This window comes from Microcoleus sp. FACHB-1515 (assembly GCF_014696105.1).
Classification (GTDB): domain Bacteria; phylum Cyanobacteriota; class Cyanobacteriia; order Elainellales; family Elainellaceae; genus JAAUTJ01.
Genome location: NZ_JACJPO010000066.1, coordinates 85,192 through 108,544, shown reverse-complemented (window position 1 = coordinate 108,544; position 23,353 = coordinate 85,192). Strand labels below are relative to the sequence as shown.

The following is a 23,353-nucleotide window of genomic DNA, read 5'->3' as shown; positions in this document are numbered from 1 at the left end:
TCGCGTTGTTGGCACTTCATTTAACATTAGCGATCGCAAACGTACCGAAGAAGCGCTCAGACAAAGTGAAGCTCGCTTTCAAGAACTGGCGACAAATTTGCCGGGAATGATCTATCAGTTTTGGCAGGGAACAAATGGTTCTCAGCGCTTTACTTATGTCAGTCCGGGCTGTTTGGATCTGCATGAAGTTTCTGCCGAAACTTTTATGCAAAATCACAATATTGGACTTGCAGTGCTTCATCCTGATGATAAAGCACAATTTCTTCGCTCGATCGCTCAAAGTGCTCGATCGCTCAAAGGCTGGCAGCAGGAATATCGCATCATTACACCGTCTGGAAAATTGAAGTGGCTGCAAGGTCATTCTCAGCCCAAAAGATTAGCAAATGGCGATATTGTCTGGGATGGATTTTTAACCGATGTGAGCGATCGCAAACGAGCAGAAATTGCCCTGCGCGAATCGGAACACCAACTGCGTGAACAAGCACAACGCGAACGCCTACTCAATCAGCTAACGCAGCAGATTCGTAACTCGCTCGATTTTGATATTGCTTTATCAACGGCAATAACAGAAACTCAAGCAATTCTTGGCGTCGATCGCTGCCACTTTGCCTGGTATTATCCAAATGCAGAAGAGCCATATTGGGACATTATTAAAGAAGTTCGTCATTCCGGTTTGCCTGACTTCACCGGACGCTATCCTGCTGCGACCGTTGGGCTATTGGCAACCAAGCTTTTGCAGCTAGAAATGCTGTGCGTTGTTGATGTTGAAACAGTCACCGATCCGGTTTGGAAAGCGTTTGTGCAGTCGCTTCAAATGCGATCGGTGCTGATTATTCCAATGCAGATGCAGTCTGGAATAATTGGAGTGATTAGCTGTAGTCACAGTAGTGAACCGCACGACTGGCAAGCTGACGAAATTGAATTGCTTGAAGCGGTGATGGGGCAGTTGGCGATCGCCCTCAATCAAGCAGATCTCTATGCCCAAAGCCGTGCCAAAGCGCATGAACTAGAGCAGACGCTACACCAGCTTCAGCGGACGCAAGCGCAAATGCTGCAAAGCGAAAAAATGTCGAGCTTGGGTCAACTTGTGGCAGGTGTAGCGCATGAAATTAACAATCCAGTCAACTTTATCTACGGCAATTTGAACTACGCCAGCGACTACATTGCAGATTTGTTGGAACTGATAAAACTTTATCAGCAACAGTATCCTCAACCTGCTGCCGCAATTACAGCACAGGTCGAAGCGATCGATCTTGATTTTTTAATTGCTGACCTGCCTAAACTATTAAATTCGATGAAAGTCGGCGCGAATCGCATTCAAAAAATTGTGGCTTCTTTACGCACTTTTTCGCGGATGGATGAGGCAGAAGTGAAGTCGGTGAACATTCACGAAGGAATTGATAGCACGCTGCTGATTTTGCAGCATCGCATTAAGAAAAGAGACGATCGAACAGTGATCAAGATTGTCAAAGACTATGCCGATTTGCCGTCGATCGAATGTTATGCTGGACAGCTTAATCAGGTATTTATGAATCTGCTTAGCAATGCGATCGACGCTTTGGAAGATGCGCTGAAAGTCAATGCAGATTTGATTCCGACCATTACCATTCAAACCAAGTTAATCGATCGATTTGTGGCGATCGAAATTACCGACAATGGATTAGGAATTCCAGAGTCGGTTCGACAACGCCTGTTTGATCCATTCTTCACAACGAAGCCGCTTGGAAAAGGAACGGGAATGGGGCTTTCAATTAGCTATCAAATTGTGGTTGAAAAGCACAATGGCTCGATCGACTGCGCGTCTTCAGCAGCGGGAACAACGTTCAGCGTGAAAATTCCCGTTCGCCCAACCAGCAAGTAATCAACCGTTTCGATCGCGCTCAAACTGCCGACAAGAGTGCAAAAATCGGGCAGGAATTTCAGGCGATGCGCCCCAATGCAAATGCACATACGAAGCATGAATCGATCGCGTCTGCCAGCCGTCAAATTGCGGTGGCTGATCGCTTAAATAGCTTTCTAGCTGATAAATTGCTTGCTCGGATTGGATGCTGAGGCGCGATCGATGAAACTCGTGTCCCCACACTTGCTGACCTGCGGCGATCGCCACCGTGTCTTGCAGTGCAATCGCCTGCCGATATCCCAGCGTTAATCGCGCGGACATCATGGCTTTCGTCGGCAGTGCGCCGACCAGCGGCCAAACTGCGCCGTCAAAATCTTCGATCGCCTCGGCTAGATACATGAGTCCGCCGCATTCGGCATAGGTCGGCATTCCTGCTGCGATCGCACGCCGGACGGAATCGATCGCAGCTTGATTCTCAGCTAGTTCTGCGGCGAACACTTCGGGAAATCCACCCCCCAAGTAAAGTCCCTGGAGGTTTGGCGGTAGGGATTCTGCGATCGGACTCCAAAAAACAAGTTCCGCGCCTTGCTGTTTGAGTAAATCGAGGTTGTCAGCGTAGTAGAAGTTGAAGGCGCGATCGCGAGCAATACCGAGGCGGATGGGAGATGAGGGCTGGGAGGTTGAGGGTTGGGAGGTCGGGGATCGGGGAATGGGGGTCAGCAATGGGAGGAGGCGTGACCAATCGAAGCTCGATCGCGCCAAATTTGCTAATCGATCGATTACGTCCGCCAGTTGCGGAAGTTCTTCGGTGGGGATCAGTCCGAGGTGGCGATCGGGGATCACAATATCATCCTGTCGCCGCACAACTCCGAGAATTGGAGTTTCGAGCGGTTCGAGCGCGGATTGAAGAATTTCGAGGTGACGATCGCTGGCAACCCGATTGAGAATCACGCCTGCTAGATTCACAGCGGGATCAAAGGTGCGGTAGCCGTGAACGATCGCGGCGATCGATCGAGACAGTCGCCCACAGTCCACAACCAAAACGACAGGCAGATTCAGCAGTTTGGCGACCTGCGCGGTACTTGCGGTTTCTGTTCCGCCTGCGCCATCAAATAAGCCCATCACGCCTTCGACCAGAGCGTACTCCATGCCAAAGCTGTGATGGGCAAAGCAATCTTGCAGATATTGCGGTGCGGTGAGTAGCGGATCGAGGTTGCGGCAGGGGCGACCCGTCACGTAGGTATGAAACATCGGGTCGATGTAGTCAGGGCCGACCTTGAACGACTGGACGCGATGCTGCCGCAGGTAGGCCAGCATCGCGATCGCGATCGTGGTTTTGCCGACGCCGCTGCTTGTGCCTGCCAGGACGATCGCCACTAAGCCGCAGCCTGCACCTTCTCAGTTTGGATAATCTGAGCGGCGACGGCCAAGCTTTCTTCGTACAAGACATCTTGACCCCAGCGCTGAAGCTGTTGCCCCAGGAGGAATTCGGCTTTTTGGTCGGTCAAGGCGCTCACCTGCTCCATGCGACAAGCTTGGGCGCTGCCGCCTGCTTCCATCCGCATACAGCCCATTGCTTCGGAGCAGAGGATCGTGCAGCAGTTGGCTTTCTCGTTAGTCGAAGTGAGCCGCAAACCGACGAGATCACCAGGGATTTCGCCCCAGTCGGCCATCGGGATCGCCGCGAGTTCGACTTCGATCGATCGTCCGTTCGCTCCGGTAAAGTGAACGTGACGCAAATTGTAGTCGCCGCCCGTTTGAATCATCGCAGTCGGTTCCCACTTGAGGCGGCTTGCCAGCCAGCCGAGATACATCAAGGCTTGGGCGGCGTTGCCTTTCTCGAAGTCAATGGCGACTCGATCGACATCCACTAAGGCTTCCCGCCGTTCTGGAGGATCAAAAGCCGCTGCGGTTAGTTCCAGCCAAGGCTGGATGCGATGCCAGTTGAGATCAGCGATGTATGTGTCACCTTCGATTAGATCGCGGATTTTGAGGAATTCCGATTCCGGTTCGCTGAAGTAGCACGAGTCCATGATCATGCAATCACATTCATGTGACAGCCGCCGAAACAGTTCTTGCTCTGGATTCGGCGTTGCCTTCCACCAAACGAACTTCGGGAGGTCGCCAATTAGCAGCGAGGTGACGACATCGCCAACGCGCTCTAGGGCTTCCTTCGTGCCGCGCAGGGTGATGTACTCGCAGCAGATCAAGTTGGTGCTGCTGCGCTGGACAGGGCAGTAGGCCGACACTTGAGCCGTTACGCCTGTATCTTCACCGAGTTCGGGGCAAAGGGTGATGATGCGGCAGGGATTTTGGACGGCGATCGCATCGCTGACGGTAAAGCCGCGATTGTTCGGGTTGTTCACCTGAACGCGATCGGCAGGCTGTTTGGCGAATTCTTCCCGCAGGCGATCGCGCGTTTGGGGATCAACGCGACCTGTGATCGAAAGGCCGAAGGTTTGCTGAGCCTGGACGATCGCCTGTTTGGTTTGCGGGCCGTGAATGCCGTCGATCGGCCCCTGATAAAACCCCAGTGCTGCCAAAAGCTGCTGAAATTCTTCCGGCTCGTAAATCACCATGCTGAAGGTCGTGGCGCGGGTGGCCGCTTTGCGATCGCCAGTCTGGTCAAACCAAATTTTGCCGAGTTCCGATTCGATTTCGTCAAGCGAAATGTCTTTTGGTTTCTGTAAGGCAACGAGGGGTGTGGTAATCATGAGTTCGGATTTTAGAAGATAGAAAAAATGAATTGAAGCTTACAGTCTGCGCCAGTAGCGGCCTTTGTCGAACAGCGATTCAGCTTCGACAGGTCCCCAGGTTCCCGCCTCGTAAAGCGGGATCGCATCAGGCGCGGCAGGCGCGTCCCACGCTTCCAGAACCGGAGTGAGAATGCGCCAGGAGGCTTCGACTTCATCGCCCCTGGTGAATAGTGACTGATCGCCTAACATACAGTCGATTAGCAGGCGTCCGTAGGCGTCGGCGTTGGCCTGACCAAAGGCGCTGGCGTAGCGGAAATCCATATCGACCGATCGCGTCCTGAGTGAATTTCCCGGCGTTTTCACCTCAAAGCGCATCGAAATGCCTTCATCCGGCTGAATCCGCAGAGCCAGCACGTTATTATTCACCTGCTTGGCTGCCGACTGAAACATCAGATACGGCACTTGGCGAAACTGAATGGCAATTTCCGATTCGCGCTTCGCCAACCGCTTGCCCGTCCGCAGGTAGAACGGAACGCCCTGCCAGCGCCAGTTATCGACATACAGCTTCAAGGCGGCATAAGTTGGCGTGGTCGAGTTTGGGGCTGCGCCTTCTTCTTCGCGGTAGCCCGGAACCTGCTTGCCGCCCATCCAGCCGTTTGTGTATTGACCTCGGACGGCAGATCGATCGATATTCTCCAAATCCGCCAAGTGCGTCGCCTGAATCACCTTCACCTTTTCTGTCCGCAGCGAGTCCGCATCCAAGGAGTTCGGCGGCTCCATCGCCGTCAGACAAAATAGCTGCATCAGGTGATTTTGCACCATGTCGCGCAACGCGCCCGACGATTCGTAATAGCCCGCTCGTCCTTCCAGTCCGACCGTTTCGGCAGCGGTGATCTGGACGTGATCGACAAACTGACGATTCCACAGCGGCTCAAAGATCGCATTCGCAAACCGGAAAACCAAGAGGTTTTGAACCGTTTCCTTACCCAAATAGTGATCGATGCGGTAGATTTGCTCTTCGCGGCAAACATCGCGCACGATCTTGTTAAGCTGCTGAGCGGAGGCGAGATCGCGACCGAACGGCTTTTCGATCACCAATCTTTGTTTACGGGGATCATCGAGCATTCCGGCGCGGCCTAGCTGCTGGGCGGCTTCTCCAAAGAAACGAGGCGCAACCGAAAGGTAAAAGACGCGATTTCCGCGTGTACCGCGCTTTTCGTCGAGATCGGCTAAGAATTCCTTTAGCTTGGTGTAGTCGTCGGGTTTGTCGATGTCTCCGGGCAGGTAGAACAAGCCTTTGGCGAAATCTTCCCAAAGTCGATCGCTGCCGATGCCGCCGCCAAATTCCTCCACGCCTTCGCGCATATGTTCGCGGAAGAAATCATCGCTCCACTCGCGACGAGCGACACCTACGATCGTCAGTTCCGGCGGCAGCTTCCGCTCCATCTTCATCTTGTAGAGCGCGGGAACGATTTTGCGCTGGGTTAGATCACCCGTACCGCCAAAAATGACGAGAATTTGCGGTTCGGGGATGCGGTCTTGCTGGAGGCCGATGCGGAGCGGATTTTCGAGCAGAGTCACCATAGGGCTTTGTTGCAGGTTTAGGTGGATGGTGAAAGGGGACGATCGAGCCGTCCCCTTGAAACGAACTATGAAACAGGCTGGAGCTTTTTGACTTTTTCTTCGAGCGAATCCATCAGCGATTGGAACGGCTGCACAAACTTATCGATCCCCTCAGTGAGCAGGTCAGCCATCACTCGATCGAGGTCAATATTAACGTCTGGATCTTTGAGCGATTCGATCGTTTGATACGCTTCATCCAAATTCGACTCGACGCGATCGGCCACGTCGCAGTGATCGGCGCAGGCTTCGATCGTCTGTGGCGGCAAGGTGTTGACTGTCTCCTGTCCGACCAGTTCATCGACATACATCACGTCGCTGTAGGCCGGATTTTTGGTACTGGTGCTTGCCCAGAGAAGCCGCTGAACGTTGGCGTTCTTCTCGGCCAGTGCTTTCCAGCGATCGCTACCGACAATTTCCTTGTACTTCTGGTAGGCGATTTTAGCGTTGGCGATCGCGACTTTGCCTTTCAGCGCAACCAGTTTGGCTTGCACTTCCGGCAGATCAGCAACTTTAATTTTCTCGTCAAGCTGTGCGTCGATGTGGTTGTCAATGCGGCTGAGGAAAAAGCTGGCAACCGAGGAAAGCTTGCTGATGTCTTTGCCTTCTGCGACCCGCGCTTCCAGGCCGCGAATGTATGCCCAAGCGCAATTGATGTAGCTCTCGACGGAGAAAAGTAAGGTGACGTTGACGTTGATCCCCGCCGCGATCGTCGCCTCCACAGCCGGAAGTCCCGCTTCCGTACCGGGAATTTTGATCATCACGTTTTCTTTGCCGATCGCCTCATAGTACCGCTGCGCTTCTTTGATCGTCGCTTCGGTATCGTGGGCGATCGTCGGTGGCACTTCGATACTCACATAGCCATCCAATCCGTTCGAGGAATCGTAGACGGGACGCAAAATATCGCAGGCGTGGCGGATGTCGTCAAAAACCAGCGATTCGTAGATTTCGTAGGTTGGGAGTCCCTGACGAATTCCGGCTTCGATGTCTTGGTCGTAGATGGCGTTTCCCACTATCGCTTTCTCAAAAATGGCCGGATTCGACGTAATCCCGCAGATGCCTTGCTCTTCGACCATCTTCTTCAGTTCACCGGACTGAATGAGATCGCGGGTCAGGTTATCCATCCAGATACTCTGACCGTACTGCTTAATTTCGAGTAGATGATTTGTCACGGCTGATCTCCTAAAACTGCGTTTTAATTTTGCGAGGCCATCAAGTCCTTTTCTTGCTGTTCGCGGGCGCGGTCTTTGATAAACGATTCGACAAGGGCGACATCTTCTGTGCTGCCGATGATCAGCGGAGTGCGAGTGTGGACGCGATCGGGCACAACATCGAGAATATCTTGCGTCCCCGTGCTTGCCCGTCCTCCGGCTTGCTCAATCAAATAGGCCAAAGGTGCAGATTCATACAGCAGCCGCAGCTTCCCTTCGGGTTTTTTCACCGTACCTGGATAGAGAAATACGCCGCCTTGAAACAGAATCCGGTGAAAATCTCCCACTAGCGCACCGCCATAGCGAGCCGTGTAGCCCTCATGCCGATGAACATAGCGAATATAATCGCGAATCGACTCATCCCACTGCCAGAAATTTCCCTCATTCACGCTGTAAATTGGACCATGTTCAGGAACGCGAATATTCTCATTCGAGAGAATAAATTCACCCAAACTGGGATCGAGCGTGAAAGCGTGAACGCCCCGCCCGATCGAATACACGAGCATTGTGCTGGGGCCAAATAAGATGTATCCCGCTGCGATTTGCTTGTGTCCGTCCTGCATCAAGTCTTGCGCGGTTCCGTCAAGGTCTTCGCCTTCTTGCTTGCGAATCGCGAAAATTGCCCCGACGTTGAGATTGATGTCGAGATTTGAGGAGCCGTCGATCGGGTCGTATAGCAGCGTGTAGCGGCTGGTCGGGCAGTTCTCCGAGATGTAGTAAGGCTTTTCCATTTCCTCAGAAGCCAGTCGGCAAATCAAACCGCTCTGCTCAAAGGCCGAGATAAACACCTGATTGGCGTAGAGATCCATCTTCTTGACGGCTTCGCCCTGAACGTTCGTGCTGCCTGTGAATCCCAGCGCGTCGTCAACCAGTCCGGCTTTTGTCAGTCGTCGCGCAATCAGTTTTCCGGCCAGCGCAATCCGGTTCATAATCGCGCTGAGGTCTTGTGCTTCGGGCGAAAAGCTGTGGAGCTGCTGAAGGACGTGACGATCGAGCGTCGTGCAGTCTCGATCGAGCGCTAAATCAGAGTTGAGTTCTTGCGCTTCCGATGCTTGCATGTTGCGGTTCCTCCCCAAGCAGGTGTGATGTGGCGATCGTCAGTCATTTATCTCTTGACAAATATGACGAGATTGTTCTGCCTGCTTCTTCCATCTTAAGGAGGCATTTCAGGATGGGGGTTGAACTTTAGGCCATCTATAGAAAGGAGCGGCGATCGCAAGTTCTCAGGGTGCTGTAGCAAAGCTGCCTAGTAGTCTGCAATACCCATTGACAAGCCAATCAATATGCGGTGGTCAATGTGCAGAAGCGCGATCGTTGCAGAAATGAGCGATCGCCGGAATGTAAGATCGCAATTAGGACTAACGCATGGGCAGCAGGAAATGAATCTCCAAAGCTCAAGTCCGCTTTAACGAACTCAACCTGTACAACCAACCCATTTGAATGAGTTTTCGCTTTCAGCCAGAAATTGACACGGCTTCTGCTGAACCTGTCTGTAGATAAAGAAATGTGAATAAAATAAGAGAATAAGGTTTGGATTGAGTGCTGCCTATGTCTGCGGTGAATTCACTTGCACCTGCCGAAACGCGATCGATCGGCACACCTCGCCCTTTGTGGCGCGTCATTTTGCTGTCCGGCGTAACGCTGCTGCTCTATTACGGCTGGTACAAGTGGATTATTCAAGAAGAACTGCGTCGCTACAACGGCTTTGGCTGGTCGGGGACGCTTTGCTTGTTGCCGTTCGTCCTGGGCGTCGCCGTGCCACAAGCGCTGCGACTATTTGATCCCGATGTGCCCGACAGCTTTGGCTGGTTTTCCCTCCTGGGAGTTTTGTGGATCTACATTGTGCAGTTTCGGCTGTATCGCACTGTGAATCGGCTGTATGTCGAAGCGGGCATGAAAGCACCCCTGACAGTTTGGTGGATTGTCGTTCCCGGATTGAATCTGATTGTGGGCTTGCGGCAAATTCACTTTTTGAGCCAATTTTGGGCACAGCAGCAGAAAATCGAGGTGAAAGATCCGATCGCTAACTTCTTCCCCTTTCTTTCCAAAGAATGATCGCAATTTGCGTAATTGTTGCGTTGCGAACTCAGCAAGTTTAAGTAGAGACGATCGCAAAGCGCAATGTCTAGAATGAAGACGTACATCGATCGGCAGCAATTGACCGCATCTACATATTCACTGCAAGTTTATTTTAAGCGGTTTCATTCGATAGCTTACGATTCGCAAATTCATTACTGAGTCAGTTTTGATACTCTATAGGGTGTCAGCTCACTGCATCAATTCGCGATCGCCAGCTTCACCGATATTCCTGCTCGACTCAACCGGAATTTCTTCACCATCAGCCCCCAATTCCGCTGGCGACCTTTGGAAGCGAAACCGCGTCTATTAGGTCAGCTTGTCTGCATCTACACTGCTTCACGCCGACTCACACCGATCAGATCCATTGTTGGTTGCAACGTCATGACCACATTTGAAGAAATTCATCAGTTCTTTCGCAATCCGCCCCCGTTCTATCTCAATAAAGAACTGGCCGTATGCTACGTGGTGGCCGTGCTGCTGCGACAAGATTCCTACGGCACAGAACTGATTTCACTCCTTGAACATGAATATCCCACCTATCGACTCTCAGACACCGTCCTCTACGGTGCGTTGAAGTTCCTCGAAGACAAAAGCGCGATCGCAGGCTACTGGAAAAAAGTAGAAGGCCGGGGGCGTCCCCGCCGCATGTATCAGATTGTGCCGGAATGGAAATCACAGGCGCAGGAATTTGCTCGCCTCTGGTATGACTATGCAGGCAATTCGGTCGTGTCGCCCTCCCAGGCACAAGGGTAGCGCGATCGCCAACGCTAAAGACGGTTAAACGCAAGAATTTCTGACGGGGGCATGACCAGAATCACGAAGGTCGTGCCCCCGTCCAATTGTGGAGCTACCAGCCCCAAGTTCCCATGCCTCCTTTAAACGGGCCAACAATGTCACTGGTGACCCAACCGCCGTAAAAATCTCCGGGCTGCGCCTGCACCCGTTCATCATCTACATAGCAAGCATCCATCCGGCTCGGATAAAAGGCGACATAATCCTTCAAATCTCGAAAGTTTGCGGTTGGATCTGGATAAAACCAAGCGGCATTTTCGGCAGATCGATACCGTTCCGGGAGCGCTTCGCGATCGCCCACCGTAATCGTGTAGTAGGCCGCCTGTCCTTTCCATTCACAGAAAGTCGATCGCCCTGTTCGAGTCAGAAATTCCATCCGAATATCAACAGGCGGAATGTAGTAGGTGGGCGGATGGCTCGTTTCGAGGACGCGCTTGGCCGCAGTGGTATCAACGATCGTTTCGCCGTTGAACACAATCCGAATGCGGCGTGGAGAATTCTCTAGGCGCGGCGGACGTGGATAATCCCACACCGATTCTTGACCGGGAGCCGGAACAATGCGATCGCGATTCATCAATCTATCCTGTTTAAATTGCTGCTTTGAGTCTAGCGAACGGTTCAATGACAGTGATGAGGCTGCGATCGCCAGTGATCAACATCATCGACATCTGCCAAAACGCTTTCACAAAAGCAGCGATCGATCGCCGCAAACCAATCACAACAAGCTGCCCACATTTCTAATAGAATTCGTGTAAAAATAGAACTCGATCAGCCGAGTTAAACGGTGCAAGATCGACCAGCGGAAAAATCGCCACAAAAAGCTCATTTCGATTCAAAAAACTAACAATCCCTCAATTCAAGTCGCTTTTTGGTGCGCGATTCCGCGTTTCTACAGATAGCTTCTGTATCGCTGAAGACCAGATCAACGGTGATCTATTTGGGTTTTTCAAGCTTGACTACACTGGCGATCGAGCGACAAAATGTGAAGAATCATACTGCCCATCGCCGAATTCGCTGAATATATTCTTTATAGTGAAGTGGGCGTCGCGTTTTTGAGTGGCGATCGCAGTTAACAGGGTCTTCTATCACGGCTCAAGCAGGTTCAGTTTCGATTTTAAGTGCGCCCCGTTTCGGTTCAGTAACCAGCGTTGTGTTTCTCCCTCGCTTTGTGACTCGGTTCTCGCTTTCACCCCAGCGATTTCCTGACTTCCCCTGATAGAAGACGGCCTCCATGCAAGACCAAGAGAAAACCAAAGAGCAACTGATCGAGGAGATTGCCCTGCTGCGTCAGCAGCTTTCCGAAGCAGCGCTTGCAGCGCAAGCCTGTTCGATGGGAGAAGCTTTGCAGCAGCAAGTGCAGCGCTCCTCCACATTAGAAAGCGCCCTGGCAAATTCGCACGAACAGCTTGCCCTGGAAACGGCTGAACGCGAATTTGCCGAAGCTGCGCTACGCAACGCCCAAGACCAGCTTCGCGCCATGATCGAAGCAGTTCCGGGTATTGTCTCTTGGATTGGAGCAGACCTGCGCTATTTGGGCGTCAATCGACGACTCGCGCAAAATTACGGCCTGACACCAGATGTATTTGTTGGGCAAGACATTGGCTTTCTCAACAGCAGCAGCGAGTTCAAAGATTTCATTCGCGAATTTTTTGCTAGCCCTGCTCAAGATGACTTTCGCGAAATTACAGCACTGGTCAACGGCATTCCGCGCAACTATCTTTTGGTCGTACAAAAATATGACGACAATCGCGCCGCCTTAATTGTCGGCATCGACATCACCGAGCGCCATCAGGCCGAAGCTGCCCTGCGCGAAGCCGAAATCAAATACCGCAGCATTTTCGAGAATTCCACTGAGGGCATTTTTCAAACCTCGATCGAAGGTCGCTATCTCAGCGCCAACCCTCGATTAGCCGCGATCTACGGCTACGATTCGCCGGAAGATTTGATCGCCAGCATCACCGATGTGCAGCAGCAGCTTTATGTGAATCCCGATCGCCGCCGCGAATTTGTCGATCGACTCAATGCGGACGGTGCGGTAATTAATTTTGAGTCGCAGGTTTATCACACCAACGGCTCGCTGATCTGGATTTCCGAAAAAGCTCGCGCCGTCTACGATGAGCAGGGCAACATCGTTTGCTATGAAGGGTCGGTCGAAGACATCACCGAGCGCAAACGCGCCGAAGAAACGCTGCGGCGCGTCACGGAAGAACTCGAACATCGCGTCGAAGAACGCACGACTGCCCTGAAAGAACTCAACCGCCGCTTGATGCTGGAAATCAACGAGCGGCAGCGCGTCGAAACCGCCTTACGCACGTCGGAAACCGAACTGCGGGCGTTGTTTAGCGCGATGACCGATGTGATCACGGTCTTTGATGCCCAAGGCCGCTATCTCAATATGGTGACGCCGAATTCCGAGCTTCCCTATTTGCCCGAAGTCGATCGCGTTGGCAAAACGGTTTACGAAGTGCTGCCGCCCGAACAAGCCGCACTGTTTGTCAGCCACATTCAGCGAGCGCTCAATACCAAACAAACCGTGAGCCTAGAGTACTTTCTGCCTGTGAGCAGGCCGCGATCGCCCGACGCTGCACAAGCTTGGTTTGTCGCAAACATCTCGCCTCTGCCGGACAATCGCGTCATTTGGGTGGCGCGAGACATCACGCAGCGCAAGCAGGCCGAAGAAGCAATGCGGCTCTCGGAAGCGAAAGAGCGCGAGAAATCACAGGAACTTGCCCAAACCCTGCAACAGCTCAAGCAGGCACAAACCCAGCTTGTGCAGTCCGAAAAGATGTCGAGCCTCGGTCAGTTGGTGGCAGGCGTGGCACACGAGATCAACAATCCGGTCAATTTCATCTACGGCAATTTGGTTTATGCCTCGCGCTACACCAAAGAACTGCTCGATCTGTTGCAGCTTTATCAGCAGGCCACGCCCGACCCCGACCCGACGTTGAAAGCGCAAATCGAAGCGATCGATCTGGACTTCCTTCAGGCCGATCTGCCCAAGCTGATGAACTCGATGCGCGTCGGAGCCGAGCGGATTCGCGAAATTGTGCGATCGCTGCAAAGCTTTTCTCGACTCGACGGAGCCGAACTGAAAGTAGTCGATCTGCATGAAGGCATCGAAAGCAGCTTAATGATTCTCCAGCATCGCCTCAAGTCCGAATCGCAAACGACACCCGCAATTAACGTAGTCAAAAACTACGGCAATTTGCCCTCCGTCAAATGCTACGCCGGACAGCTCAATCAGGTGTTCATGAACGTGCTGGGCAACGCGATCGATGCGATCGAAGCAGCAGGACGCAATCGCCCAAACGTTGAACCTACAATCAGCATCTCAACCGAGATCAAAGCAGACGAGGGCGAGGTGGCAGATGAATCGGGTCGCGTGGTCATCCGCATTGCAGACAACGGTTCGGGCATGAATGAATTGATCTGCCAGCGCGTGTTTGATCCGTTTTTCACGACCAAGCCTGTAGGCAAAGGCACAGGACTAGGCATGTCAATCAGCCATCAGATCATCGTCGAAAAACACGGTGGCGCGATCGCCTGCCGATCGATCGAGGGTGAAGGCACAGAATTTTCGATCGAGATTCCGCTTCAGCCCGCTCGCCATGCCGCTGCGCCCGTGCTGCAATCAACGGTGTAATCCTGGTTTACGATCGGGGCGGTTTGTGAACCGCCCCGGCTGAATTCTTTCTAGCCAATGATGCGCTTGAGGAAGTCCAGCTTGTCGGCATACGGCGGATAGCGCCACTTCAGATCGAGGCGAAACGATTTGACCAGGACGCTTTTGAAGTGGGTGAAGGTGTCGAAGCTGGCTTTGCCGTGATAGCGTCCCATGCCGCTTGCGCCGACGCCGCCGAACGGTAAATCGGGAATGCCAACCTGCATAACCGTATCGTTGATGCAAACGCTGCCCGACGAGGTTTGGTTCAAGATCCGCTGCTGAAAGTCAGCATTGCGGGAAAAGAAATAGAGGGCAAGCGGTTTGGGTCGATCGCTCACCCAGGCGATCGCCTCGTCCAAATCGTCATAGGCCAAAATTGGCAAAATTGGGCCAAAAATTTCGTCCTGCATGACGGCATCATTCCACGTGACGCGATCGATCACGGTTGGCGCGATGTAGCGGTTGGCGCGATCGATCTGTCCGCCTGTGATGATGTCGCCGTCTAGCAAGGCGGCGAGGCGATCGAAGTGGCGATCGCTGACAATTCGCCCATAGTCAGGACTTTTGGCCGGATCATCACCATAAAATTCGCGGATGGCCGTTTGGATGGCGGCGAGTAAGGCAGGCTTGACGCGGCGATCGACCAGCAAATAATCGGGCGCGATGCAGGTCTGACCGCAGTTGAGAAATTTGCCCCAAACAATCCGCTTGGCAGCATATTCCACTTGAACATCCGCATCGACAATGCAGGGACTTTTGCCGCCCAGTTCCAGCGTGACGGGCGTGAGATGTTTAGCAGCGGCAGACATGACAATTTTGCCGATCGCCGTGCCGCCCGTGAAGAAAATATGGTCGAATCGTTCTTCCAAAATGGCCTGACTCGTTTCGACCCCGCCTTCAACAACGGTAATATAGGCCGGATCGAACAGTTGGCCGATCAGCTTGGCGACAAAGGCGGAGGTGTGGGGCGCGAGTTCAGACGGCTTGAGGAGGATGCAGTTTCCCGCTGCGATCGCTCCAACCAGCGGCCAAATCAGCAGTTGAAACGGATAGTTCCAAGGCCCCACAATCAGCACGACACCCAAGGGTTCTGGGCGAATTTCGGCACGGGCGGGAAACTGCTCGAAACCAACCGAAACTCGCTGCGGCTTTGTCCATTTGCGGAGGCGGCGCAGCACATAGTCAAATTCGCGCAAAACGCCGATTTCAGTCGCGTAAGCTTCAAATTCAGGTTTGCCCAAGTCGGCTTGCAGGGCGGCGAGAATTTCCGCTTTGGAGTCGGCGATCGCCTGCTGAAGCTTTTGAAGCTGCTGAAGGCGAAAGTCGAGCGGTTGCGTTTGTCCGCTGCGAAAAAAGTCGCGCTGTCGCTGCACGATCGCGCCAATGTCGATCCGACTCGCTTGCTGTACCATTCGTGACGCCTCAAACTTGCTACTTCTTACTGTAGGCACAGAAATAGCCCAAAGCGCAGCCCAATTCAATCCTCAATTCCCAATCGGTAGTTCGATCGTAAACGTGCTGCCGCGATCGACTTCCGACTCGACCTGAATCAAACCAGAGTGCGCCGTGACAATTTGGCGAGACAGATGCAGCCCCAAGCCGCTGCCCGATCGCTGGTGCTTGCCTGCCCAAAACGGCTGAAACAGCAAGTCAAGCTGTTCCGGTGGAATTCCCGGTCCCGTGTCTTTGATGGCAATCTGAACGCGATCGTGGCGTCCTGGAACGGCATCGCCTTTCAGACTGAGATGCACGCATACCGAGCCGGATTCGGTGAATTTGACGGCATTGCCAATTAGATTGGTGAAGACGCGATGCAGTTCAAGTCGATCGCCTATCACGACAATTTGCTTATCGGTGAATTCATCCAGGTTTGATTCAAGCGATAAGCCTTTGTCGATCGCAATGGGCGAAATGCCTTCTAGCACTTCGGCCAGCAGTTCACACAGCGCAACCGGAATCATGCTGAGCGTTTTGCGTCCCGCTTCATAGCGATACACTTCCAGCAGCATATTCACCATTTCCAGCAAGTTTTTGTTGCTGCGAATCATGATCGACACGGCTTCGCCCATGCCTTCTGGCAGTTCGCCAAATGCGCCTTGCTGAATGAGCGCCAGCATTCGATCGGCTGCGACCATGGGTGTCCGCAGATCGTGCGTCAAACGCGACACGAAATCTTCACGCTGACGAGCAATTAAATCACGCTCATCAACGCTATGCTTGAGCTTGAGCAGCGATCGCACCCGCGCCAGCAGTTCATCAAAGTTGACGGGCTTGCGGATAAAGTCATCCGCTCCCGTATCCAGACCTTGTGCGACGCTGGGCTGGTCGTGCGCGGTGATCAATAAAATCGGGATGAACGGTAGCTTTTCGTTTTGGCGAATCCGGCGCGTCACCTCAAAGCCATCAATTCCCGGCATCATCACATCTAGCAGAACCAGATCCGGCGGCTCGGCTTCGATTTCGGCAAGCGCGTCTGCACCGTTTTCAAACGTTTCAATGTGATAGCCTTCTTCTTCGAGAATTGCCTGCGTCAGAAATAAGTTATCGGGCGTATCGTCCACAACTAGGATGCGATCGACTTTGGCAGATCCTCTGTACGCAGTCATGGAGTCAGAATTTATCAGCACAATGGAATACAGATTTTTGCTGATCGTCTCACTTTAGATTTTCTTTAACCTCATTCCAATGAAGTAGATTACGCTACATCTCTAGAAGGAGGGCGATCGCGGACTGAGTATGCACTTCTGCGCTGCACCAGTCGTTAACCTTTTGCGCCCATCGTCTATGATCAATTCACAAAACTGCGCGGTTAAATCAGGCTTATGAACTGGTGGCGAAAGCTGAAAGAAAACTCCTTGGCAAGATTTGCAGTCATCCTGCTGCTGACTTTTTATGTGGTCGTGACGTTTGCGGAGTTCGTTGCGCCCTACAGTCCCTACGATCAGCAGCTTGACGGCTCGCTGTTGCCGCCGACGCAGATTTTTTGGCGCAACGCGCAAGGGCAGTTCATCGGACCGCATGTCTATCCGACCACGCAAGGGCCTGTGGATATGGAAACCGGAGAGCGGGAACTGAGAGTCGATCGCAGCAAACCGTCACCGATTCGCCTCTTTGCACGAGGTTCTGACTACAGATTGTTTGGCTTCATTCCTGGCAACATTCATCTGTTTGGCACAGCGGGCGACGGCAAATTGAACCTGTTGGGCACTGACGACCAAGCCCGCGATCAACTGAGTCGCTTGGTGTATGGCGGACGGGTGAGTTTGTTCATCGGGCTGGTGGGCATCGCGATTTCCTATCCGATCGGCATGATTGTTGGCGGCATTTCCGGCTACTTTGGCGGCTTCACCGACAGCATACTGATGCGCGTCGTGGAAGTGCTGATGACCCTGCCAACGATCTATCTGCTGATCACCTTGGCGGGAATGCTGCCAGAGTGGGACAGCACGCAGCGATTTTTGATGATTGTGCTGATTACCTCATTTGTCAGTTGGGCAGGCTTGGCGCGGGTGATTCGGGGTCAGGTGCTTTCGCTCAAAGAGCAAAGTTTCGTGCAGGCGGCCAAGGTGATGGGTGGTGAACCGCTGTATATTATCTTGCGCCACATTTTGCCGCAGACGGCTACCTATCTAATTATTTCCGCCACGCTGACGGTTCCCAGCTTCATCTTGGCGGAAGCGGTCTTGAGTCTGATTGGGCTGGGTATTCAGCAGCCCGATCCGTCTTGGGGCAATATGCTTTCGCTGGCAACGAATGCGTCAATTTTGGTGCTTCAGCCTTGGCTGGTTTGGTCGCCTGCCATTTTGATTGTCCTGACGATTCTCGCCTTTAACCTGCTGGGCGATGGCCTACGCGACGCACTTGATCCGCGCAATTTGGGCAACTATCCGACGCAAACTAGCGAATCGATCGCCAAAGCCGAACAAGTCTAATGCGTGAACTTCGCGATCCGACGGCTGAAACGGTTGCTGAAATTGTCAGGGTGATTCGAGAGAGCAGTCCGATCGCTGCTGAAGCGTTTGTGCAGCTCTATCTGGGTGATGTAGCGCAGGGCGATCGCTCCCCAGATTGATTTCGCTTTTTCTTCGGCTCGCCAGAATAACAGTAGACCTTACGAAGAAGCCGCCATGCAACCCTGGATGATAATTGCTGCCGTTACGTTTCTTGTGGCCTTGGGCGGCTTCGCGATTCGACCGCGCGATATCAAATGGGGTGCGAAGCTCGATCGCCCCCGCTGGCTTGTCTTTGAACCCGCCATTCCGGTCATTTGGACGGTCATTTTTACCTGCGGCGCAATTTCCGCCAATCAAGTTTGGAGCCACGATCCGGGCAGCACAAAAACCTGGCTGCTCATGGGTCTGTATCTTCTCCTAGAGGTCATCACGACCGCTTACATTCCGGCAACGCTCCGCACCCGCAGCCTCGCCGTCGGCACGATTCTGGGCGCGATCGGATTTTTAACCGGGATTGGGTTGGCGATCGCTGTTTGGCCGACTGCCCGCAGCGCGACGTGGCTCTTGATTCCCTATCTGCTCTGGAGTCCGATCGGCACGCTCACGACGCGCCAAATGATCGATCTCAATCCTGATGCCGCCTAAAACAGCTACAGCGAACTGCTAACTCCCGAATCGCGATCGCACTTGAAATATAGTTGAAAGACACGCGATCGCAAAGCAGTTATGGAATGGCTCATTGTTGGAAATATTTGTTTGCTTGGAATTGTTGGTTTTTATTCCTGGCTGTTGTTTCGCAATTTCAAGCAGACGAAACAAGAAAACGTGATGTATCGCCACGCCATCGATCGGCAGCTCAAGGTTTTGTCTTTTCCGCATTTGTATTGCGATATGCAGGCCGATGATGACACCAACTTTAAGCTGGAACTGTTTAATGTGGGCAGTGTTGCCGCGCACGATTTGCATCTCAGCTTTATTGCCGCTTACACCGAAGAAAGTATTGATATTCCCAGCTTCATGCGATCGCACATTCAGCCGCGCCATCGCAAAATTCCGCTTCAGGTCGATAAGGTTGGCTATTACGGCTTACGCAGCAGTTCGCGCTGTGCGATTTTGCCGTTTCAAAAGCGGTTGTCGATCGCGCTGAGCTTGCCGCTGCGCCCGGTTGATCTCTATGCGCTGATTCAGTTTCGCGACATTTTGGGCAGCAATTACTATCAGGTTTACTGTTTTTCTGCCCTGGATGAAAAAGGCAGCTATCGCGCCAATATTTTAGAACCACAAAGTGCCGAATCGATCGATCGCCTGCACTTTTATGACCTCGAAGATGTCAATCTGACCACGCCGCGATCGCCGCTGCCGTTTGCGGTTGAAGACTTTGTGGATTTGTGGAATCATTCGATCGCATTGCGTACCACCAATCTTTATGCCGAAGCTGCTGACCAGCTTCACGAAATGCGCGATGTGTCTTAGCGATCGACCCGTCCAATCGCTGCGCCGCTGTCTGAATCGAACAGGTGAATTTTTTCGGGCGCGATCGACAGCCACAGCTTTTTACCCACTGAAATCGATCCGGTTCGATTTTGGTCTGCAATTCCGTTCGCTCGTCGAGGCGGACGGTAATATAGGTTTCACTGCATAACGATTGCGTTCACTCGCCGCTAACAACTTCTCGAACTTGACCAACCATCTCTGAATGGTCGAGTGCAACGGGATCGCCATGCAGCATTTTCGACAAGCTTGCAATACGATCGCAATCTACGCCATCTAATCAAATTAGCCACTAGTTTGCTGTCTGACCTGCCGCAACAAATCCTGAATCGATAAAACAGGGATAGACGAACTTGAAAAACCTTGAGCATCGCGAGTCACGATCGCTTCTAAGCCTTGAGCAACTGCACTAGAGATCTGAACAGCATCTTCAAAATCAGGCAGACCGGAGTCAAAGGCTAATTCCAAAACAGCTCGATCAACCGGGCAAATCACCATAGCGGTCAGTGTTTCCGAGACTGCTTGCCGTGCTTGTTCAATGCTGCGAGTATGTCTGCGTGAGATGTAGAAAATATCCGTCAGTGTTGTTGCTGTAACATATCCAGTAATCTCCCCCTCATCGATCGCTTGAAACAACAGTTCTGCATCTTGAAAAAATGGCTCTCGCTGTAACAGGAAATCTAGGACGATATTAGTATCAATTAAAGTTCTCACTGGAGATATTTCTCCAATCGCCGCTCTTCCAACATTGCTGCCACTTCTTCATCAGTTGGTGCAGGTTGCTCTGTTTTTAATAGACCCCTCATGCGTCGAATTGCGCCAGAGCGGTCAGGCTGGGCAACCGTTGTTTCTTGTAGGGATTCAACGATAATCGTAATGAGTGCGAGGCGATCGCTGGGAGACAGTTTGAAGATTTGCGCTTTCAGTTCTTGGGACAACATAAAAGGCTCCCATACTCAAAGAGGTTTAACCTTCAGTATGAGCCATGTTAAGTTTTTGTGGCCTGATTGAACTGAAGATTAAATCTTGTTCACTTCCGAGAAGATGCAAGCTTTCAGCGATCGCGTTCTACGATCGAAATTATCCATTTCTAATCAGTGCCAATGTCGATCGCCGCTATTCTGATTGCTTTCGACTTGCGATCGGACTTGAAGATTCATACACCAAGACAGAACTTTCGTGAACACATGAGGCTCTAACAACCCTGTTCAACGGCGGCAGACAACCTTGAACTGTAACCAAGATTCTCAAACTGCCCGTTGCAACAGGGTTGTTATACAGCCATAGATTTAGAATCAGTTATTCTAAGATGTTTCTTCATTGGAACTGCTCTATCTTCATCCGGAAATCCAACTGATTCATAACCGAGCTTAGTGTAGAAGCCGACAGCATCCGGACTCGATCCTAGTCTCGCGCACGTATACCCACGTCTCAAGATTTCCATTTCAAGACTGTCCATAATTATACGACCAATACCTCTGCGACACCATGATGAGCAAACGTATAGTCCAGTAATACAATCGTCGGAACTACTCCCCCAACCGATATTGTCTTCTTCAAAACTGGCAATAACGACATGAGCAGCAGTAATGCGATCTTGGTAGTAATTAGGTGATCGCTTGTCTGCCCAAGCCTGACGATCACTTAAACTAGCCTCAGATGGAACTCCAAGAATGGAATCTCGACGAATCGCATAGATGGAGGTAAGGTCATCCAAACCTGCTGTGCGGAGTTTGATTCTCACAAATTCACTCCATCTCTTTATGAAAGAATTCCGTATAACAATTTATTCTAGAGATCCAATCTGCCTAATCACCCGTTACGGGGAGTTATGCAGACTGCTCGCTGCCGAATCACCCGATCGAGGCAGTTGAACAGCGAGTAATCTGTATAATCGCCCTGCTACAGGGTGTTACACAGCAAAGTTCCGTCTATTTTCCGTGATTTATACGTATGTTCTCGATCGCGGCAGGTGCGGGGTTGCTGGATGGTTAAAAAAACTGCTTGACTTTGCCGAATAATTCCGTTAGTGTTGCTTGCTAATGCTGCTCAATCACAGCATCGATCGATTGTTAGACCACAGGAAACTGTAACCCAAGGTCTAGCCACGCGACCCGAAGCTGGTTCCAACAGACTTCAGGCCGCTGACCCACCAAACTGAATCGGGCAGTTGATAGGCTAACTGGGATCATACCCTCCTAGCCGTCTCGATTGCTTTGTCTTGCGTCGGGGCGGCTAGGCTTTTGGGTTTTCCTACCCAACACAACACAGGAAAACTCATGAATACTTCTGATAATTCCGCCTCAGAGCGGAACGATTTGCCCACGCCGCAAATTCAGTCAATCCCCAAAATTCCGGGCGACAATCGCACCCCAATCAAGCACATTCTGATTGGCACACCGCAGATTGTGCAGTTCACGACGAGGCGGCTAGAGCAGGCCGGATACGCACAGGCGATCGAATGGGCGCAACCGCTGGAACTCGATGCGCCGCTCAACATCGTGCCCGATCCGGGTGACGTGATTAGCTTGCTGGTGCGCTATTTGCGATTCCAGTAGACCAGTGGGGCGATCGATCCACCCTCGATCGCTCCTCTAGTGCCGCTTAGCTGAATCGGATGGCTGCGCCGCTGTCTGAATCGAACAGGTGAATTTTTTCGGGCGCGATCGACAGCCACAGCTTTTCACCGACAAAAATCGATCGATCCGGTTCGATTCTAGCCTGCAACTCCGATCGGTCATCGAGGCGGACGGTAATATAGGTTTCGCTGCCCAAGGCTTCGACGCGATCGACCGTGACGGGTAGATTTTTCGGGGCGGGGACGCTGATGCTGAAGTGTTCGGGGCGGATGCCCAGAGTGAGCGATCGACCATCATACAGTCGCAGCGCGTTTGTCCAACTGTCGGGAAGCGTCATGCGAAACTGCGGATGCGAAATCAGTAAGGGGGCTTTCACCTGCACGGGCAAAAAGTTCATCGGCGGCGACCCGATAAATTCCGCGACAAAGCGGTTGGCCGGAGCGTGATAAAGCTCTAGCGGACGCGCAATTTGCTGGATGACGCCTTGATTCATCACCGCAATGCGATCGCCCATCGTCATCGCTTCGGTCTGGTCGTGCGTGACGTAGATCGTCGTCGTGCCGAGTTTGCGCTGGAGGTTGACGATTTGGGCGCGAGTTTCCGTTCGCAGTTTGGCATCCAGATTCGACAGCGGCTCATCCATCAGAAACACCTGCGGATTGCGAGCCATTGCCCGACCGAGGGCGACGCGCTGCTTTTGGCCGCCGGATAGCTGCTTGGGCAGTCGATCGAGCAGCGGCTCAATTTGCAGCATTTGGGCGACCGTGTTGACGCGCTGGGCGATCGCTTTTTCCGGCGCAGAAAGATAGCGCAGACCTTTGGGGAGCGGGCGCGTCAGGCCAACCAGCAGGCGATCGCGCCAGTTAACATCTTCTCCAGTCCGGCGTAGCCCAAAGGCGAGATTGTTGTAAACGCTCAGATGCGGATAGAGCGCGTAGCTTTGAAACACCATTGCGATGTCGCGCTGCTTTGGGGGTAGATCGTTGACGAGTCGATCGCCCACCCAAATGTTGCCGCCCGTGATCGCTTCGAGTCCGGCAATCAAGCGCAGCAGCGTACTTTTGCCGCAGCCAGATGGCCCCACCAGCACCATAAATTCGCCGTCGTCAACCGTGAGATTGATCCGCCGCAACACGCTGACAGTGGTGGCAGAATCGGTCTCGGTCAGGGATCGATCAATTGGTAGGGCGGCAGCGTTGGCCGTTTGCTTGACCTCGCGCTGAGTCGATCGACTAAAGCTTTTGTAAACGTTTTCGAGAACAACTTGCGCCATTTCGGTTACAGTCGGTTTCCGCTTATTCTCTCTTATTCATTGGAATTTGCATGATTCTGCGAAGAGAATTTTAGGCGATCGCGTTGCACGGCGGCGATCGTCCCGGTTCAATCACATTGCGTTTTGGGTAAATCCTGGCAGGGGCACAGCGATGT

General features: G+C 52.5%; 21 protein-coding genes. 9 read left to right on the top strand and 12 right to left on the bottom strand.

The annotated features are described in order from the left end of the window. Positions 1–106 precede the first annotated feature (106 nt). Positions 107–1,861: an ATP-binding protein gene (locus H6F67_RS28395; RefSeq protein WP_242020756.1), complete on the top strand. Its 1,755-nt coding sequence runs from the start codon at positions 107–109 to the stop codon at positions 1,859–1,861. Here H6F67_RS28395 and H6F67_RS22725 read toward each other — a convergent pair whose 3' ends face one another. The 5 genes from H6F67_RS22725 to fbp all read right to left on the bottom strand — a co-directional run bounded on the left by H6F67_RS22725 (position 1,862) and on the right by fbp (position 8,425). Continuing rightward, positions 1,862–3,217, bottom strand: coding sequence for a cobyrinate a,c-diamide synthase (locus H6F67_RS22725; RefSeq protein ID WP_190768934.1), 1,356 nt, complete (start codon positions 3,215–3,217; stop codon positions 1,862–1,864). It lies immediately after the preceding gene. Continuing rightward, positions 3,217–4,551 carry a glucose-6-phosphate dehydrogenase assembly protein OpcA gene (gene opcA / locus H6F67_RS22720; RefSeq protein ID WP_190769176.1) on the bottom strand — a complete coding sequence of 445 codons (1,335 nt, stop codon included), beginning with the start codon at positions 4,549–4,551 and terminating at the stop codon, positions 3,217–3,219. The genes H6F67_RS22725 and opcA overlap by 1 nt, the downstream gene beginning before the upstream one ends. Positions 4,552–4,593: 42 nt before the next feature. Beyond that, positions 4,594–6,120: a glucose-6-phosphate dehydrogenase gene (gene zwf, locus H6F67_RS22715; RefSeq protein ID WP_190768933.1), complete on the bottom strand. Its 1,527-nt coding sequence runs from the start codon at positions 6,118–6,120 to the stop codon at positions 4,594–4,596. Between the two features lie 65 nt (positions 6,121–6,185). Further along, entirely contained in the window at positions 6,186–7,328 is a 1,143-nt protein-coding gene (gene tal, locus H6F67_RS22710) for a transaldolase (RefSeq protein WP_313926912.1), read from the bottom strand. Between the two features lie 23 nt (positions 7,329–7,351). Next, on the bottom strand, positions 7,352–8,425 hold the full coding sequence (fbp, locus tag H6F67_RS22705) for a class 1 fructose-bisphosphatase (protein WP_190768932.1): 1,074 nt from the start codon (positions 8,423–8,425) through the stop codon (positions 7,352–7,354). A 490-nt stretch (positions 8,426–8,915) separates the two neighbouring features. Here fbp and H6F67_RS22700 point away from each other — a divergent pair, with 490 nt between their 5' ends. Then, positions 8,916–9,422: a hypothetical protein gene (locus tag H6F67_RS22700; RefSeq protein ID WP_190768931.1), complete on the top strand. Its 507-nt coding sequence runs from the start codon at positions 8,916–8,918 to the stop codon at positions 9,420–9,422. A 405-nt stretch (positions 9,423–9,827) separates the two neighbouring features. Then, positions 9,828–10,199, top strand: a complete 372-nt coding sequence (locus tag H6F67_RS22695; RefSeq protein WP_190768930.1) for a PadR family transcriptional regulator — start codon at positions 9,828–9,830, stop codon at positions 10,197–10,199. Between the two features lie 94 nt (positions 10,200–10,293). Here the strand turns inward: H6F67_RS22695 and H6F67_RS22690 are convergent, their stop codons facing one another. Then, on the bottom strand, positions 10,294–10,812 hold the full coding sequence (locus tag H6F67_RS22690; protein WP_190768929.1) for a DUF427 domain-containing protein: 519 nt from the start codon (positions 10,810–10,812) through the stop codon (positions 10,294–10,296). Between the two features lie 657 nt (positions 10,813–11,469). Between H6F67_RS22690 and H6F67_RS22685 the strand changes: the two genes are divergently transcribed. Then, entirely contained in the window at positions 11,470–13,881 is a 2,412-nt protein-coding gene (locus tag H6F67_RS22685; RefSeq protein WP_190768928.1) for a PAS domain S-box protein, read from the top strand. Between the two features lie 50 nt (positions 13,882–13,931). On the opposite strand, the gene H6F67_RS22680 is transcribed toward H6F67_RS22685, so the two are convergent. Next, entirely contained in the window at positions 13,932–15,314 is a 1,383-nt protein-coding gene (locus tag H6F67_RS22680; RefSeq protein WP_190768927.1) for an aldehyde dehydrogenase, read from the bottom strand. 72 nt (positions 15,315–15,386) lie between these two features. Then, complete coding sequence (locus H6F67_RS22675) at positions 15,387–16,508, bottom strand: hybrid sensor histidine kinase/response regulator (RefSeq protein WP_190768926.1); 1,122 nt, start codon at positions 16,506–16,508, stop codon at positions 15,387–15,389. A 216-nt stretch (positions 16,509–16,724) separates the two neighbouring features. Between H6F67_RS22675 and H6F67_RS22670 the strand changes: the two genes are divergently transcribed. From H6F67_RS22670 to H6F67_RS22655, 4 genes are all read left to right on the top strand, one after another. Continuing rightward, positions 16,725–17,834, top strand: coding sequence for an ABC transporter permease (locus tag H6F67_RS22670; RefSeq protein WP_190768925.1), 1,110 nt, complete (start codon positions 16,725–16,727; stop codon positions 17,832–17,834). Further along, positions 17,834–17,974, top strand: a complete 141-nt coding sequence (locus H6F67_RS22665) for a hypothetical protein (RefSeq protein ID WP_190768924.1) — start codon at positions 17,834–17,836, stop codon at positions 17,972–17,974. The genes H6F67_RS22670 and H6F67_RS22665 overlap by 1 nt, the downstream gene beginning before the upstream one ends. Before the next feature lie 55 nt (positions 17,975–18,029). Next, positions 18,030–18,500 carry a TspO/MBR family protein gene (locus tag H6F67_RS22660; protein WP_190768923.1) on the top strand — a complete coding sequence of 157 codons (471 nt, stop codon included), beginning with the start codon at positions 18,030–18,032 and terminating at the stop codon, positions 18,498–18,500. 81 nt (positions 18,501–18,581) lie between these two features. Beyond that, positions 18,582–19,328 (top strand): hypothetical protein, encoded by a 747-nt coding sequence (locus H6F67_RS22655; RefSeq protein ID WP_190768922.1) that lies wholly within the window; start codon positions 18,582–18,584, stop codon positions 19,326–19,328. A 303-nt stretch (positions 19,329–19,631) separates the two neighbouring features. On the opposite strand, the gene H6F67_RS22650 is transcribed toward H6F67_RS22655, so the two are convergent. The 3 genes from H6F67_RS22650 to H6F67_RS22640 form a co-directional block, all read right to left on the bottom strand. Next, complete coding sequence (locus tag H6F67_RS22650) at positions 19,632–20,060, bottom strand: type II toxin-antitoxin system VapC family toxin (protein WP_190768921.1); 429 nt, start codon at positions 20,058–20,060, stop codon at positions 19,632–19,634. Continuing rightward, complete coding sequence (locus H6F67_RS22645; RefSeq protein ID WP_190768920.1) at positions 20,057–20,287, bottom strand: hypothetical protein; 231 nt, start codon at positions 20,285–20,287, stop codon at positions 20,057–20,059. The genes H6F67_RS22650 and H6F67_RS22645 overlap by 4 nt, the downstream gene beginning before the upstream one ends. A gap of 332 nt (positions 20,288–20,619) precedes the next feature. Next, the gene (locus H6F67_RS22640) at positions 20,620–21,090 is read right to left on the bottom strand and encodes a GNAT family N-acetyltransferase (RefSeq protein ID WP_190768919.1); all 471 of its coding nucleotides are present in this window, start codon (positions 21,088–21,090) and stop codon (positions 20,620–20,622) included. A gap of 535 nt (positions 21,091–21,625) precedes the next feature. On the opposite strand from H6F67_RS22640, the gene H6F67_RS22635 reads away from it, so the two are divergent. Next, positions 21,626–21,904: a hypothetical protein gene (locus tag H6F67_RS22635; protein ID WP_190768918.1), complete on the top strand. Its 279-nt coding sequence runs from the start codon at positions 21,626–21,628 to the stop codon at positions 21,902–21,904. 46 nt (positions 21,905–21,950) lie between these two features. Here the strand turns inward: H6F67_RS22635 and H6F67_RS22630 are convergent, their stop codons facing one another. Further along, a complete protein-coding gene (locus tag H6F67_RS22630) occupies positions 21,951–23,198 on the bottom strand; it encodes an ABC transporter ATP-binding protein (RefSeq protein ID WP_190768917.1) in 1,248 nt (415 codons plus the stop codon). Positions 23,199–23,353: the final 155 nt, after the last annotated feature.